The organism is Mycobacterium sp. (genome assembly GCF_025965855.1).
Taxonomy (GTDB): Bacteria; Actinomycetota; Actinomycetes; order Mycobacteriales; family Mycobacteriaceae; genus Mycobacterium.
This window is the reverse complement of the sequence record NZ_JAOPWB010000288.1, coordinates 41530-55847: the sequence shown is the minus strand read 5'-3', so window position 1 is coordinate 55847 and position 14318 is coordinate 41530. Positions and strand designations below refer to the sequence as shown.

At 67.2% G+C, this 14318-nt stretch carries 15 protein-coding genes and 1 pseudogene; 8 read left to right on the top strand and 8 right to left on the bottom strand.

Features of this window, described 5'->3' with window-relative positions:
* A partial coding sequence (locus tag JWP83_RS24755; RefSeq protein ID WP_297736312.1) for a PPE family protein occupies positions 1 to 437 on the bottom strand: 437 nt, incomplete at its 3' end.
* Between the two features lie 197 nt (positions 438 to 634).
* Here JWP83_RS24755 and JWP83_RS24750 point away from each other — a divergent pair.
* From JWP83_RS24750 to JWP83_RS24735, 4 genes are all read left to right on the top strand, one after another.
* Positions 635 to 1405, top strand: a complete 771-nt coding sequence (locus JWP83_RS24750) for a class I SAM-dependent methyltransferase (protein ID WP_297736309.1) — start codon at positions 635 to 637, stop codon at positions 1403 to 1405.
* A 46-nt stretch (positions 1406 to 1451) separates the two neighbouring features.
* A complete protein-coding gene (locus tag JWP83_RS24745; protein ID WP_297736305.1) occupies positions 1452 to 2120 on the top strand; it encodes a cutinase family protein in 669 nt (222 codons plus the stop codon).
* 101 nt (positions 2121 to 2221) lie between these two features.
* Positions 2222 to 2872: a DUF1345 domain-containing protein gene (locus JWP83_RS24740; protein ID WP_297736302.1), complete on the top strand. Its 651-nt coding sequence runs from the start codon at positions 2222 to 2224 to the stop codon at positions 2870 to 2872.
* A 21-nt stretch (positions 2873 to 2893) separates the two neighbouring features.
* On the top strand, positions 2894 to 3442 hold the full coding sequence (locus tag JWP83_RS24735) for a thioredoxin family protein (RefSeq protein WP_297736300.1): 549 nt from the start codon (positions 2894 to 2896) through the stop codon (positions 3440 to 3442).
* 78 nt (positions 3443 to 3520) lie between these two features.
* Here the strand turns inward: JWP83_RS24735 and JWP83_RS24730 are convergent, their stop codons facing one another.
* The 5 genes and pseudogenes from JWP83_RS24730 to JWP83_RS24710 all read right to left on the bottom strand — a co-directional run.
* Positions 3521 to 4324, bottom strand: a complete 804-nt coding sequence (locus tag JWP83_RS24730) for an MOSC N-terminal beta barrel domain-containing protein (RefSeq protein WP_297736332.1) — start codon at positions 4322 to 4324, stop codon at positions 3521 to 3523.
* A 152-nt stretch (positions 4325 to 4476) separates the two neighbouring features.
* The gene (locus JWP83_RS24725) at positions 4477 to 4800 is read right to left on the bottom strand and encodes a DUF732 domain-containing protein (protein ID WP_297736296.1); all 324 of its coding nucleotides are present in this window, start codon (positions 4798 to 4800) and stop codon (positions 4477 to 4479) included.
* Between the two features lie 125 nt (positions 4801 to 4925).
* On the bottom strand, positions 4926 to 5540 hold the full coding sequence (locus JWP83_RS24720; RefSeq protein ID WP_367185669.1) for a C39 family peptidase: 615 nt from the start codon (positions 5538 to 5540) through the stop codon (positions 4926 to 4928).
* 298 nt (positions 5541 to 5838) lie between these two features.
* Complete coding sequence (locus JWP83_RS24715) at positions 5839 to 5952, bottom strand: SHOCT domain-containing protein (protein ID WP_297736329.1); 114 nt, start codon at positions 5950 to 5952, stop codon at positions 5839 to 5841.
* 83 nt (positions 5953 to 6035) lie between these two features.
* Positions 6036 to 6158 (bottom strand): annotated as a pseudogene (locus tag JWP83_RS24710) (PPE domain-containing protein); the annotation flags it as partial.
* A 256-nt stretch (positions 6159 to 6414) separates the two neighbouring features.
* Between JWP83_RS24710 and JWP83_RS24705 the strand changes: the two are divergent.
* Positions 6415 to 7419: a bifunctional 2-polyprenyl-6-hydroxyphenol methylase/3-demethylubiquinol 3-O-methyltransferase UbiG gene (locus JWP83_RS24705; RefSeq protein ID WP_297736325.1), complete on the top strand. Its 1005-nt coding sequence runs from the start codon at positions 6415 to 6417 to the stop codon at positions 7417 to 7419.
* Positions 7420 to 7662: 243 nt separating this feature from the next.
* On the opposite strand, the gene JWP83_RS24700 is transcribed toward JWP83_RS24705, so the two are convergent.
* Together JWP83_RS24700 and JWP83_RS24695 are read right to left on the bottom strand one after the other, a co-directional pair.
* The gene (locus tag JWP83_RS24700; RefSeq protein WP_297736290.1) at positions 7663 to 9192 is read right to left on the bottom strand and encodes an FAD-dependent oxidoreductase; all 1530 of its coding nucleotides are present in this window, start codon (positions 9190 to 9192) and stop codon (positions 7663 to 7665) included.
* Between the two features lie 60 nt (positions 9193 to 9252).
* The gene (locus JWP83_RS24695; RefSeq protein WP_297736287.1) at positions 9253 to 10023 is read right to left on the bottom strand and encodes a hypothetical protein; all 771 of its coding nucleotides are present in this window, start codon (positions 10021 to 10023) and stop codon (positions 9253 to 9255) included.
* Between the two features lie 104 nt (positions 10024 to 10127).
* Between JWP83_RS24695 and JWP83_RS24690 the strand changes: the two genes are divergently transcribed.
* From JWP83_RS24690 to katG, 3 genes are all read left to right on the top strand, one after another.
* On the top strand, positions 10128 to 11387 hold the full coding sequence (locus tag JWP83_RS24690; protein ID WP_297736284.1) for an Ig-like domain-containing protein: 1260 nt from the start codon (positions 10128 to 10130) through the stop codon (positions 11385 to 11387).
* Between the two features lie 147 nt (positions 11388 to 11534).
* Positions 11535 to 11975 carry a Fur family transcriptional regulator gene (locus tag JWP83_RS24685; protein WP_297736281.1) on the top strand — a complete coding sequence of 147 codons (441 nt, stop codon included), beginning with the start codon at positions 11535 to 11537 and terminating at the stop codon, positions 11973 to 11975.
* A 48-nt stretch (positions 11976 to 12023) separates the two neighbouring features.
* Positions 12024 to 14222: a catalase/peroxidase HPI gene (katG, locus tag JWP83_RS24680; RefSeq protein WP_297736278.1), complete on the top strand. Its 2199-nt coding sequence runs from the start codon at positions 12024 to 12026 to the stop codon at positions 14220 to 14222.
* Positions 14223 to 14318 lie beyond the last annotated feature (96 nt).

The window sequence follows — 14318 nt, the reverse complement described above, 5'->3', positions numbered from 1 at the left end:
TGGGCCCACATCTGCTCGTACTCGGCTTCGGTGGCGGCGATCGCGGGTGCGTTTTGCCCGAACAGGTTCGAGAACACCAACTGCACCAGCTGGTTTCTGTTAGCGGTAACGACCACGGGATGCACCGTGGCGGCCAGGGCGGACTCGAACTCACTGGCCACCACTTGGGCTTGCGCGGCGGCCGATTGCGCTTGCGTCGCTGCCGCACTCAGCGACCCCGCGTACTGCGCCGCGGTTGACAGCATCGCCGCCGAGGCAGCCCCCTGCCAGGCATCTGCGGCCAATCCCGAGGTGACCGACGAGAACGATTGCGCCGCCGAACTCAGCTCGGTCGCCAGCCCATCCCACGCCGCGGAAGCGGCCAACATCGGAGCCGGGCCGGCGCCTGCATGGAGCAAAGACGAAATGATCTCTGGTGGTGACGTCAGAAAGCTCATCCCCCGGGTGTCCTTCCCCTCTACCCCACAACCACGTTTTCCACCGGGGACGGGCACCTCACGCCACAGGTCGGACGATCGGTCGCATCACAGGGCCGGTAGGCCAGACTCTAGGGAAAACCGGCCCAAAATTCTCGGTATTTACCAAACGTTTCCATGCCAACAGCCGTGCGTGCCGACGCGACTACCGTGGCGCTGTGACCGACCGTCAACAGCGCGCGATGTCCTTCGGATCGATAGCCGAAAACTACGACGGGCTGCGGCCGCAGCCCCCGCAGCAGGCGGTGGACTGGCTGATGCCGCCAGGTTGCGGGGTCGCCGTCGACGTCGGCGCGGGCACCGGACTGTTCACCCGCACGCTGGTGGGCAAAGCCGCACAGGTCGTCGCCGTCGAACCCGACGCGCGGATGCGGAAGGTCATGACGGAGCGATCCCCCGGCGTCCGCGTCGTGGAGGGCCGCGGCGAGTCGATTCCGCTTCCCGACGCGTGCGCCGACGCTGTCTTCGTCTCGTCGGCGTGGCACTGGATGGACCACGAACGCGCCGTGCCGGAGATCGCTCGGGTGCTGCGCGACGGCGGTCGGCTCGGGCTGATCTGGACGAGCCGGGACCGCGAGGTGGGCTGGGTGCGCAACCTCGACCGGCTGCCCGGCGACGAGACCTCCGAGGCCAAAGCGGCGGAAAGGGCGCGCCGGCGCCTGGACGTCGCCCTCCCGGCGCCGCCGCCCTTCCGCAACATCGCCCGGGAGACGTTCCGATTCGTGCGGGCCATGACCATCGACGACGCCGTCGCGATGCTGGGCACCTACAGCGGGGTCATCGTCGCCGCCCCCGACGATCGCGCACGGCGGCTGGCCGAAGCGCGCGCCGCTTTGGAGGCGCGGTTCCCCGGCGCCGACGTGATCGACATCCCTATGCAGTCGCGCTGTTGGCGTGCCGATCGGATCGCGCGCGCAGGTGGGCTTTGAGGCACCGCATGCGCCGCCATCGCCGACCGTATGTCAGCATTTGGAAATGAATTCACAGAGCCTTGCCCGCATCGTCGGAGTTTCGGCCGTGGCGGCGTGGGCGGCGCTGAGCACGCCCCTCGTCTCTACCGCTTCCGCCGATCCGTGCTCCGATGTCGCGGTGGTTTTCGCTCGCGGCACCCATCAGGAGCCTGGTCTGGGAAACATCGGGCAAGCATTCGTCGACTCGCTCACCTCACAGGTCGGCGGGCGGTCCGTCGGGGTCTACGCGGTGAATTACCCGGCGAACGACGACTACCACAACAGCGCGACGGCCGGTTCCGATGACGCGACCGCGCACATCCAGGACACGGTCGCCAGCTGCCCCAACACGAAAATCGTGCTCGGTGGGTATTCCCAGGGCTCGACCGTGATCGACCTCGCCAGTCAGGCGCTACCGGCCCCTGTGGCCGGTCACGTCGCCGCCGTCGCCCTGTTCGGCGAGCCCTCCAGTGGGTTCTCCACCATGTTGTGGGGCGGCCAGCCGCTGCCGGTCATCAGCCCGCTCTACGTGGGCAAGACCATCAGCCTGTGCGCCCCCGACGACCCGATCTGCTCCTCAGGCGGCAACATCATGTCGCACATGTCGTACATCGACGCCGGGATGGTCAACCAGGCCGCGACGTTCGCGGCCAGCAAGATCGGTCAGGCGCCGCAAACGGCCCAGAACGGCTAATCGCTTCCAAGCGGTCGCGCTTGTCGCGCTGAGCCGGGCACATCGAACGTCTCCTCCGTCAGAAACGCATGTGGCGGATGTGACGTGGTTAGGTCGGGATTGTGAAATCCCTAGTTGCGTTGTCTCGCGACACCGTCGCGGTTCGAATCTTGATCGCCGTGCTGCTCGGCATCGCCGTGGCTATCGCGGTCGGCAACACCGTCGGCTGGCGATTCGCGATTGTCGGCTGGATAGCTACCGCCGGGCTGTATGTGGTGTCTACGCGGCTCCTGCTGGGCGGAATGGACGCCGACCAGACCCGCGAATACGTGACCCGTGAGGACCCCACCCGGTGGGTCGCCGACGCGGTCGTCGTGTCGGCAAGCATCGCGAGCCTGGCCGGGGTCGGCTACGTGGTGGCCGCCGGCTCGCGATCCGGCGCAGTGGCGGTGGTTGCGGCCCTGGTCGGAATCATGACGGTCGCGGCCTCCTGGTTTGCGGTGCACACGCTGTTCACCGTGCACTACGCGCGGCTCTATTACTCGGACGAACCGGGCGGGATCAACTTTCACGATCCGGAGCCGCCCCGATTCCGCGACTTCGCATACGTGGCCTTCACCGTCGGCATGACCTACCAGGTGTCGGACACCGAGATCGGACTGACATCGATCAGGGCGACGGTGTTGCGGCAGGCGCTGCTGTCCTATCTGCTCGGCGCCGTTGTCCTGGCCGTCACCATCAATTTGGTCGCGGGGCTGGGTTCCAAGTTGTAGCGCCGGGCTAATCTGGCTGGCATGGCCATCCAGTCCACCATGCTCGCCCTCGGCACTCCCGCGCCGCCGTTCTCGCTGCCCGAGCCGGCCACCGGCGCCACCGTCAGCCTCGACGACCTAACGGGTCCCGCGCTCGTCGTCACCTTCATCTGCAACCACTGCCCGTACGTCAAGCACGTCGCCGCCGGGCTCGCCGCCCTGGGCCGCGACCTCGCGGATAGAGGCGTCTCGATGGTCGGCATCTCGAGCAACGACGTCGGCACCTACCCGCAGGACGGGCCCCAGCAGATGGTCGCCGAGGCCCGCAGCCACGGCTGGACGTTTCCCTACCTCTACGACGAGACCCAGGATGTCGCGCGCGCCTTCTCCGCGGCCTGCACGCCCGACACGTTCGTCTTCGACGGCGAGCGCCGGCTCGTCTACCGGGGCCAGCTCGACGACTCCCGCCCGGGAAACGGCAAGCCGGTGACGGCCGCGGACGTCCGGGCGGCGGTCGACGCCGTGCTCGCCGGGCAGCCGGTCAACCCCGATCAGCGGCCGTCGATCGGGTGCGGCATCAAGTGGCGGTGACCCCCGTTCGCGCCACGAGCACGAGGTAGTTCGCGGCCCTTGCTGCTCGTCATGAAAATGGTTGGGGCAACGGGCTGACTACCGGTCGATGGTGACCTGGTCGCCCACATGGATGACGCCCTCCGCCACCACCTCGAGGTATGCCCCGGCGCACGGCTGCGGGCCGTGACCGCCTGTGTCCCAACGATTCTCGGCCGCGGGTGTGCGAAGCGCGTGCGGGGCACGCGGCAGCGTACCGTGCTCAAGGGTGGGCACCACGCACCGCGACGTGGCCGTCAGGGCGCGTAGCCGCGCCTTCCCCACGACGATTTCCCTTCCGGCCCAGCCGTTTTCGATATATGGAGGATGACCCGGCGGTGTCGCGATCACCAGGTTCGGCCGGTAGCGCAGCGCCTCGACGCCGATGTGATCGAGGGTGGCCGTGGTGATCGCGTGCAGCGGGGCCTCGTCGGTGAACGAGTGACCCGGCGTCGCCTGAGCGATCTCCAGGATGCGGCCGCTCACCTCGGCGTCCAACCCGAGCTCGAGCAGTTGCTCGGGATCCGGGCGTTCCAGCGTCGCGCCGAGCGGTCGCTGACTGACCAGTCGGACCGTCCGGCCCAACAGCCGCGAGAGCACGTCGTCGACGCCGGGGTCATCGGCCATGACGTCGGTCCCGTCGGGCAGCCTGATCCTGACCCGCCCGGTGTCCGCGTTGGCGGTGCACTTCAGCAGCCCGCGCCAGAGCCGCGCCTGTTTGGCGCTGGCCACATAGCCGGTTTCGGTGTCAACGAGCGCCAGCCGCCGGTCCCCCTCCGCGCCGCCCTCGTCGACGAACAGGGAGTCCACGGTTTCGCCGAGCATCGACTTCACCGGATAGCGGCGCAAACTCTCCACCCGCATGTGCACCGCAGCGCAACCTGCCAGGCCCGTCGGCTCCTCCACTACCCAATCCCCCGCGAGAGGCACTTCATACACCGTCAGGGAAGACAGTAAGCGGTTGCGACGGCTGGCTCTACGACCCCCTCAGGGGCGGGTAGGTAGCCGAGTATTGACTAACCCGGGCAGTAAACCGATTCCGCGGCGCTGACCATGCCGGTGATGTCCGCGAACGAGTAGCCCTTGGAGACCAGCTGGGAGTGCAGGTCCGAGGCAATGGCGTCAGGAGTTTTGCCAGCCATGCGGTCGGAGCAGATGCCGTGGCCCATTGAGACGATGTCGGAGTCGCCTCCCGATTGCCAAGTGAAACCGAGGTTTTTCAGTTTCCCGAGGTATTGGTCATCGTTGCTGTCAGCCGTCGCAATCGCGGTGCTCGCAGTTAGTGCAGCGCCAACCAGGACGGGGATAGTCAGTTTGGTCAGCCAGCGAGGTGCAAACATTTCATGCCCTTCTTTTCTTGTCGACGTCGAGGGTGTCGTCAGTATATGGGTGGCCGGCCAGCATGAATATTAAAAACTGTGAAACTTGTGACGAGATGATTAGACGGCCTCAGTGACCGATGCGCTCAGCTGGTGACGACGATCGAGTCCTCGCCGGTTTTCCAGGCGTTCGTGAAAGTGCTGATGGGAACCTGCTCGTCGGGGTAGTCGACGCCGGGGTCGTTGAGGTGGACGATCTGGCTGTTGGTGTCGACCCCGGTGACGACGAGGAAGTGATCGGCCTGCGTGCGCTGATCGCCGGTGTGCCAGATGATCGCGGAGTTGACCCAGGCGATGACCTTGCGGTTGTTGCCGAGGTATTGCTCCAGCGCCGGCAGCCCCGTCTGTTCCGGGTGCTTGTCGTAGGTCATCATCGATTTGATGCCGTAGTGGCCGAGGAGCACCACCTCGTCCGCCATCTCGACGCCGCCATTGCCGTTGGAGTGGCTCGGGTCGCCGCGGGGGGCGTAGATGGGACCCGGGTTGGTTCCCGACGGTGTCTGCTGGGCCAGCTTGATCATCTGGCGCTCGGTCGGCGAATTGCCGGTGATCTCACCGACCACGTCGGCCACGGCCATCAAACCGCAGTTGTCCTCGAGCGACTGCTCCTGCCAGTACTTGGCGGCCGCCGCCGGGTCGCCGTACACGCCGTCGGCCGCTGTCGCCGCCGGGCAGCCCCCCGGCGCGAAAACAATGGCCATGCCGACGACAGCGGCGACCAGTGCGCTGCGCGCCAAGGGGGTGATCCGGAAATTGCACATGAGGGCTCGCGAGGCTAAGTCGGGGATTCGAATTGCGTGCAAACGGTAGCACCTTGGGCGCGCCCGGTTGGCGGAATAGCGTAACAGGGCGGGCCGTCATATTCGCGGTGCCCGACAAGTGGTAACAAGCGCTTCGCCAGTCGGCGGGAATGCAACAACATCGAATACGCCGGGTTACCAGCCGGTGCATAGCCTCATTAGCCGTCGAGTGGCAACTGTTGCCCTGATCGACGATTTGCTAGGGGATCTGATCCAGGAGTTTCCTTTTCTGCTCTGTGAATTCCTGGTCGGTGAGGATGCCCGAGTCGCGCAGCGAGGCCAGCTCACGAAGCTCGGCGGCGACGCGGGTGATCGGGCCGCCGGCCGGGGCCTCCGGAGGCGCCGCCTTTCCGGTAGTCGTGGGCGCCCCGATCCGCTCCCGACGGCCCGGGCCGCCGCCGAATGCAGCGCGGCGGCCAGTCCGTCCCAGGCCGTCGCGGCGGCCAGCATCGGCCCCGAGCCAGGGCCGGTGTACATCCGGGCGGAGTTGATCTCGGGCGGCAGTGCTGCCCATGTCAGTCCCTCCGATCGGGTCAAACGCCGCCAGGGCAGTGACGGCTTCGGTGACGACGTACTGGGACGGCGCAGCCAAAACCGGGCCAGCAATTGATCGCACTTCATTCAGAAGTACATGTCCGGCGCGTCAAGGTGGCCGACACCGCGCCGAACGGACGTCTTAGCCCGCGGGTGTCGGGGCACCCGCTGTGCGACCATGGATTGGGTCGTGTAGAAGAGTCTGGTGAATGCGCCGCAGCCCAAACGGTTCGACACGTCGATGCTGCGCGAAGCCATGGTCAGCCGGCTGTACCGCCGATCGATGGCCGAGGGCCAGATCTCGGTGCCGGCCGTCCCCGGCTTGATCGACGAGTACGCCCGGTTATGCGCCAACCTCTGCGCGACCCTGGGCGTCCCGTACACGCCCGAACAGGCTCTTCAGCTCAATAAGGTGCTGGAGGCCGAGCTGGCGAAGGCCTTCAAGGCCTCCCAGCGGTCGGAAATCGTCATCTCGTTTCAGGTTCCCTTCGGAACGGGCCTGAACTACCGCGTCAAAGCCGAATGGCGGACCGTCGAAGCCGACTACGATGACTGGGTCGCCACCCGGCCGGCGCCGCTGTTCGGCACCGAGCCGGACGCGCGCGTGCTGGCGCTGGCCTGCGAGGCGGCCGACGCCGCGAGCTGTCGGGTGCTGGATGTCGGCGCGGGAACCGGGCGCAACGCGCTGGCCCTGGCCCGGCGCGGCCACCCCGTCGACGCGGTCGAGATGGCGCCGAAGTTCGCCGAGGTCATGCGCGCGGAGGTGGAAAGCGAATCGCTCGGCGCGCGCGTCATCCAAAGCGACGTCTTCACGGCCATGGAGGGCGTCCACGAGGAGTACCAGCTGATGGTGCTCTCCGAGGTGGTGTCCGACTTCCGGACGACCCACGAGTTGCGCGGCGTGTTCGAACTCGCCGCCGATCTTCTGGCCCCCGGCGGACGTCTGGTGTTCAACACGTTCCTGGCGCGCCCGAGCTACACCCCCGACAACGCCGCACTGGAACTCGGGCAGCAGTGCAACACCATGATCTTCACCCGTGACGAGGTGACGAGCGCGGCGGCCGGGCTGCCTCTCGAGCTCATCGCCGACGATTCGGCCTACGACTATGAGAAAGCCCATCTGCCGGAAGGCGCTTGGCCGCCCACAGGCTGGTTCGAGACCTGGGCCACCGGCCTCGACGTGTTCGACGTCGCGCGCGAGGAGTCCCCGATCGAGTTGCGCTGGCTCGTCTACCAGAAGCACTAGACCACCCAAGCACCCGCCCCGCCACGGTTGTGTGTGCGCTGAGGGCTTTCCGTGTGCGCTGAGGGCTTTCCGAGTGAACCCACGGCGGGATTTCGGCGAATTCCCCGCCCAAGATGCACTCTCAAAGCCCTGAATGCACATTCAAGCCCGAAGGACCGCCCGCGGTCAACGGTCCTCCTCGACCAAGCCGCCTAACGCGATGTTGGACTAACCGCGTTGCAATGCCGATAAGTTCTTTCGCGCTCAGTACACGTTCGGCGCAGGGTTGTAAGCGGTCAGATCCCTGGTCGCCGGCCCTTCCAGCAGGGTGCCGTCCGGGGCGAAGCGTGACCCGTGCAGCGGGCATTCCCATGCCTCGTCGGCGTCGTTCCAGTTGACGATCCCGCCCAGGTGCGGGCACACCGGCGAAACGCGGTGCTCGGTGCCGTCGACGCGGCAGCGGGCCTCCAGGTGCCACGGGGGTCCGGTGACCACGCCGCCCTCGCCGTTGACGGGGCTGCGACGGCCGGTGCGGATCGCCGGGGCGATCCAGCCCTTGGTCAGGTTGAAGCCGACTTCCAGGTTGGCCTGCACGGCCGTCAGCAGGCCCGACAGCTCGTGGGGACTCCAGCTGGCGAACGCGCGGGACCAGTCCATCCGCCCGCCCAGGATGCGGCTCGACAGCGCCAACGCCGCCGCGGCGCCGTTGGTCATCCCCCATTTGTTGAAACCTGTTGCGACAAAGATACTTTCGTCGTTCGGCAGAATGGGGCCCACATAGGGCAGACGGTCGATGGGCGTGTAGTCCTGCGCCGACCAGAAGTGGGTCTGCACGGCTCCCGGGTAGTGCTTGCGCGCCCACGACGAGAGTTCCTCCAAGGACTTCGATGGGCTCTTCTCACGGCCCACTGTGTGGCCGGCCCCGCCCACGATCAGCCGCTCCCCGTCCGCGGTGGGCGCATAGCGCACCGAACGCGTCGGCGAGTCGGTGGAAATCATCATCGGCCGGGTGATGCTGCCGGGGACCTTGAACGCCAAGCAGTAGGACCGGCTTGGCTTCAGCCGCGCGAAATAACCGCCGCGATCCAGGATCGGGATTCCGGTGGCGAGCACCAGCTGGCCGGCCTCGAGCTCGACGTCCTGCTGCGCGGTGTCGTTCACGTGCACGCGCACCCCCTTGCCGCGCGAGGACACGCGCCGGACCCGGGTGTGCTCGACCAGCCGTCCGCCGTGGCCGAGCAACTCGGTGGCCAACAGGTCCAGGAACGGCATGGGGTCGAACTGGGCCTGGTCGGGCAGCCGCACGCCGCCGTGGTACGGAAACGGCACGTCGGCGTTGTCGTCCCACACGGCGGGCAGGCCGACCGCCTGGCAGGCCTTCAGTTCGGCGCGCGCGGACAGGACGCCCTTGGCGGACTGGGCGTAGGTGTAGGCGTCCTCGCGCTGCACCGCAACGCCGTGCGACGCGCAGTGGTGCAGCACCCACTCCTTGCCCTCTCGATTGCCGTCGACGTAGGCGCGGGCCACGTGCCTGCCGTGCCTGGGCAGGAGCTTCGACAGCTGGCTGCCCTGCAGCAAACTGATCTTCCCGGTGGTGTTTCCCGTCGCGCAGGCACCGACGGTGCGCGCCTCGACCACCAGCACGTCCCTGCGGGCGCGGGCCAGGAGAACGGCGGTCATCAGCCCGGTGATCCCCGCGCCCACGACGATGACGTCGGCGGAACGTGGACCGTCGTCAAGCTGGCTTGCGGCCCAGGGCTGTTCGGCGCGGTCGGCCAACCATAAAGAAGTCACGGCTGGGCTGATACCCTCCGCACAACAGAGGGAAACTGCGCGCCGCTCGCGCAATCCCGTTCAAGCCCGTTTGAGCTGAGCTTGCGCCTCTTTGACCGATTCGGCGGCCGCGCGGCTCGCCCGTTTCGCTTTGTCGTAGTCGGCTTCGGCTTTGGTGAATTCGCGTTCGGCTTTGCGCAGGGTCGCGAGCGCTTCGTCACGCCGCTGCCGGGCCGCATCACGTTCGGCTTGCCGCTGGGACAGGGTGTCGTCGGCTTCGGCCCGGGCCTGCTCGGCGTCGGCGACGGCGGCGGTCATCTTGTCCCGCCGCCGCTGCGCCGCCGTGTCATGCGCGGGCCGCGATTGCTTCGGCTCCGCCTTCGTCGCATCGCCGAACGCGCCGAAACCCGACCATCGCTCGGGCTTCGCCAATCGACCGAGTCGTTCCCTGACGTCGGGGTCGGCGACCGCGGCTTGCAGTGTGCTCGTCACGTCTTCCCGCACCGACGCCGACGGCCGCTTGACATCGGCCGCTTCGAACGCGGCGCCAACGAGCTCATCGATGAGCTTGTGCTGCTCGGCGGACAAGGCCCGGATGCGTTCGCCGTCCATCTCGGCGTGCGCGGCGCGCAGCCGGTCACCCAGGTCGGCCAGGCGCTTCTTGGTGTCCTTATGCCCGAGCGCGACCCGGTTGACGATCCACGCCGCCGTCGTGGGCTTGCGTGCCGCGGAGATCCGTTTGGCGGCCGCGGCGTCACCGCGGCCCTTCGCCTCGGCGACCAATCGACTGCGTTGCGCGGTGAAAGCGTCCGGCTCCGCCCGGTACAGATCGTCGAGTTCGTCGTCGGCCATGACGCCATGATCCCTCGCGCTCGGGCAGCTCGACTCGCGTCACGTTTCAGAGCGAACGCCCCGGGCTATTTGATGCGCATGCTGGCAAATACCGGAAACAGGGCTTGATCACGTCCACGAACAGATGGCTCCGCCGGTGCCTGCTGGCGGTGTTGCTCGCCGTCGCGGTGGTGGGCGCGATCCAGCTGGCATCGTTGGCCAGGTGCCCGAACGGCGCGTGCCCCCGCCCCGGCGTCGCCGCGAAATCTCCTGACGCGGCCCAGATAACGATCACACCCGGACCCAACGCGCACGACGTGGACCCGGTCGCGCTCGTCATGGTGAAGGCCGATGCGGGGACGCTGACGGACGTTCGCATGGTCAATGAGAGCGGCGGGTCGGTCCAGGGCGTCACGACTCCGGATAACACCGCCTGGAAGCCCACCGTCCCCCTGGGGTACGGGCGCACCTACACGCTGACCGCCACGGCCCGCGGGCCCAACGGCGTTGCGGCCACGCAGGTCTCGTCGTTCTCCACGCTGCGGCCGTCCAACCAGACCAAGGTTTCGTTCACCACCACGTCGGAGGCCGCGCTGCACGACGGTGGCACCTACGGCGTCGGGACGGTGGTCGTCGCCCACTTCGACGAGCAGATCGCCGACCGGGCCGCCGCCGAGCGACAGCTGAGCGTGACCACCAACCCCACGGTGCAGGGTTCATGGTTCTGGGTCGACCGCCAAAACGCCCACTGGCGACCCGAGCACTACTACGCCGCGGGAACGACCGTCACAGCCGAAGCCAAGATCTACGGAATCGCGTTGGGCGACGGCTTATTCGGGCAAGACGACAGCCGGGTGTCGTTCCGGATCGGCGACGCGCACATATCCATCGCCGACGACGCCACCAAACAAGTCAGCGTCTTCGACAACGGCGCCCTGGTCCGCACCATGCCCACCAGCATGGGAATGGGCGGCATCGAAGACGTCGCCGGGCACACGATCTCGCTGTGGACCCCGCCGGGCATCTACACCGTGATCGATAAGGGCAACCCGGTCGTGATGGACTCCTCGACGTTCGGCCTGCCCAAAAACTCACGCCTCGGCTATCGCGAGACCATCAATTACGCGACCAAGATCAGCACCGACGGCATCTACCTGCATGAGCTCGATGCGACGGTGTGGGCCCAGGGCCACCGCGACACGTCGCACGGGTGCTTGAACCTCAACGCCGACAACGCGAGGTGGTTCTACGACTTTTCGGTACCGGGTGACGTGGTCGAGATCCGCAACAGCGGGGGGCCGCCGTTGACGCTGGCCCAGAACGGTGACTGGACGCTGAGCTGGGACGAATGGCGCAATGGCAGCGCCCTGAAGCCGGCCTCGTAAGCTCATCCCGATCGGCGGAGTTGCCTTTCGCCGCAACGTCATTCGCCCCGTCGCACCCAACCGAAGGGCATGGTTCACCCCATATTTGCTTGACCGTCCGCCAGGAAAGTCTTGACTGATTCCAAATAAGAGAGTGATATTGGCAGGGTGTCCTCATCGGCGAGTCACGCAGACCGGCTGCGGTTGGCCGATCTGCGCGTGACCCGGCCCCGGGTCTCCGTCCTCGAGGCCGTGCACGCCCACCCCCATGCCGACACCGAGACGATCTTCACCGCGGTGCGCGGGGGTTTGCCCGACGTTTCGCGCCAGGCCGTGTACGACGTACTGAATGCGCTGACCGCCGTGGGCCTGGTGCGGCGGATCCAGCCATTGGGCCTGGTTGCTCGCTACGAATCCCGCGTCGGCGACAACCACCATCATGTCGTGTGCCGCTCGTGCGGGGTCATCGCCGACGTCGACTGTGCGGTCGGCGAGGCGCCCTGCTTGACCCCATCGGACGACAACAACGTTCTGGATGGCTTCGTCCTCGACGAGGCCGAAGTCATCTACTGGGGCATGTGCCCCGATTGCTCGACGGCGGAGTCCTGATCACTCCCGTGATCGCAGCCCGCATCACAACCACCGGAAAGGAATGCTGTGTCATCCCATACACCCAAGAGCGAGAGTGAAAACCCGGTAATCCGTGCGCCCGAGCCCAAACCGCACCCACCCCTGACGAACCGGGACTGGTGGCCCGACCAGATCGACGTGTCGACGCTGCACCCGCACTCCCCCCAGTCCAATCCGCTGGGCGACGACTTCGACTATGCCGCGGAATTCGCCAAGCTCGACGTCGACGCGCTCAAGGCCGACGTCATCTCGGTGATGACCTCCTCACAGGACTGGTGGCCCGCCGACTACGGCCACTACGGCGGCCTGTTCATCCGGATGAGCTGGCACGCCTCGGGCACCTACCGCATTCACGACGGCCGTGGCGGCGGCGGCCAGGGCATGCAGCGCTTCGCCCCCCTCAACAGCTGGCCCGACAACGTCAGCCTGGACAAGTCCCGCCGGCTGCTGGGGCCGGTCAAGCAGAAGTACGGCAACAAGATCTCCTGGGCCGACCTGATCATCTTCGCCGGCAACTGCGCCCTGGAGTCGATGGGATTTGAGACCTTCGGCTTCGCCTTCGGCCGCGAGGACGTCTGGGAGCCCGAAGAGATCCTCTGGGGAGAAGAGGACGAATGGCTGGGCACCAACAAGCGATACTCCGGTGAGCGGGATCTCGCGCAGCCCTACGGCGCAACCACCATGGGCCTGATCTACGTGAATCCGGAAGGTCCCGAGGGCAAACCGGACCCGATCGCCGCGGCGATCGACATCCGCGAGACGTTCGGCCGGATGGCGATGAACGACGAGGAGACGGCCGCCCTCATCGTGGGTGGGCACACCTTCGGCAAGACCCACGGCGCCGGCGGCGGCGATCTGGTCGGCCCGGAGCCGGAGGCCGCCCCGATCGAACAACAAGGGCTGGGCTGGAAGAACTCGTATGGCAGCGGCGTGGGCAAGGACGCCATCACGAGCGGCCTGGAGGTGGTCTGGACGCCCACCCCGACCAAGTGGGACAACACCTTCCTGGAGATCCTGTACGGCTACGAGTGGGAGCTGACGAAGAGCCCCGGCGATGCCTGGCAGTTCGTCGCCAAGGACGGGGCCGGTGCCGGCACCATCCCCGACCCGTTCGGCGGGCCGGGTCGCGCCCCGACGATGCTGGTCACCGACATCTCGATGCGCGAGTCCCCGATCTACCGCGACATCACGCGGCGCTGGCTCGACCATCCCGAGGAGCTGAGCGAGGCGTTCGCCAAGGCCTGGTACAAGCTGCTGCACCGCGACATGGGGCCGATCACTCGCTACCTCGGGCCGTGGGTTGCCGAGCCGCAGCTGTGGCAGGACCCGGTTCCGGCCGTCGACCACGAGCTGGTCGACGACAAGGATGCCGCGGCGCTCAAGAAAACGGTGCTCGACTCCGGCCTGACGGTCCCGCAGCTGGTCAAGACGGCCTGGTCGGCGGCGTCGAGTTTCCGTCGCACCGACAAGCGTGGCGGCGCCAACGGGGCGCGGCTGCGCCTCGAGCCGCAGCGCAGCTGGGAGGTCAACGAGCCCTCCGAGCTGGACAAGGTCCTGCCCGTGCTGGAAAAGATCCAGCAGGACTTCAACGGGTCGTCGGGCGCCAAGAAGATCTCGCTGGCAGACCTGATCGTGCTGGCCGGCTCGGCGGCGATCGAGAAGGCGGCCAAGGACGCCGGCTACGAGATCTCGGTGCACTTCGCGCCCGGACGCACCGACGCCTCGCAGGAGAACACCGACGTGGAGTCGTTCGCGGTGCTCGAACCGCGGGCCGACGGGTTCCGCAACTACATCCGCGCCGGCGAGAAGGCGCCGCTGGAGCAGCTGCTGGTGGAGCGGGCCTACCTGCTGGGCGTCACCGGTCCGGAGATGACGGTGCTCGTCGGTGGGCTGCGGGCCCTCGGTGCGAACCACGGCGGCACCAAGCATGGGGTGTTCACCGACCGGCCCGGCACGCTGACCAACGACTTCTTCGTCAACCTGGTCGACATGGGTAATGAGTGGAAGGCGTCGGAGACGGCGGAGAACGTCTACGACGTGGTCGACCGCTCCTCGGGGCAGCGCAAGTGGACGGCCACTGCCAACGACCTGGTCTTCGGGTCCAACTCGGTGCTGCGTGCGCTTTCCGAGGTCTACGCCCAGGACGACAACGAGGGGAAGTTCGTCGAGGACTTCGTCGCGGCCTGGGTCAAGGTCATGAACTCCGACCGGTTCGACCTCAAATAGCACCCGGATAAGCGACACCCCGCGGGCTTCGGCTCGCGGGGTGTCGTGCGTTTCGGGGGCAGAGTGATACCACGCACAGTATTACCCACGGGTAAC

Coding starts and splice junctions, on each gene's coding strand:
- JWP83_RS24745 (WP_297736305.1), top strand. CDS start 1,452: ATGAATTCACAGAGCCTTGCCCGCATCGTCGGAGTTTCGGCCGTGGCG.
- JWP83_RS24695 (WP_297736287.1), bottom strand. CDS start 10,023: ATGGCCGACGACGAACTCGACGATCTGTACCGGGCGGAGCCGGACGCT.
- JWP83_RS24725 (WP_297736296.1), bottom strand. CDS start 4,800: ATGTTTGCACCTCGCTGGCTGACCAAACTGACTATCCCCGTCCTGGTT.
- JWP83_RS24735 (WP_297736300.1), top strand. CDS start 2,894: ATGGCCATCCAGTCCACCATGCTCGCCCTCGGCACTCCCGCGCCGCCG.
- JWP83_RS24705 (WP_297736325.1), top strand. CDS start 6,415: ATGCTGCGCGAAGCCATGGTCAGCCGGCTGTACCGCCGATCGATGGCC.
- JWP83_RS24720 (WP_367185669.1), bottom strand. CDS start 5,540: ATGGCCATTGTTTTCGCGCCGGGGGGCTGCCCGGCGGCGACAGCGGCC.
- JWP83_RS24730 (WP_297736332.1), bottom strand. CDS start 4,324: ATGCGGGTGGAGAGTTTGCGCCGCTATCCGGTGAAGTCGATGCTCGGC.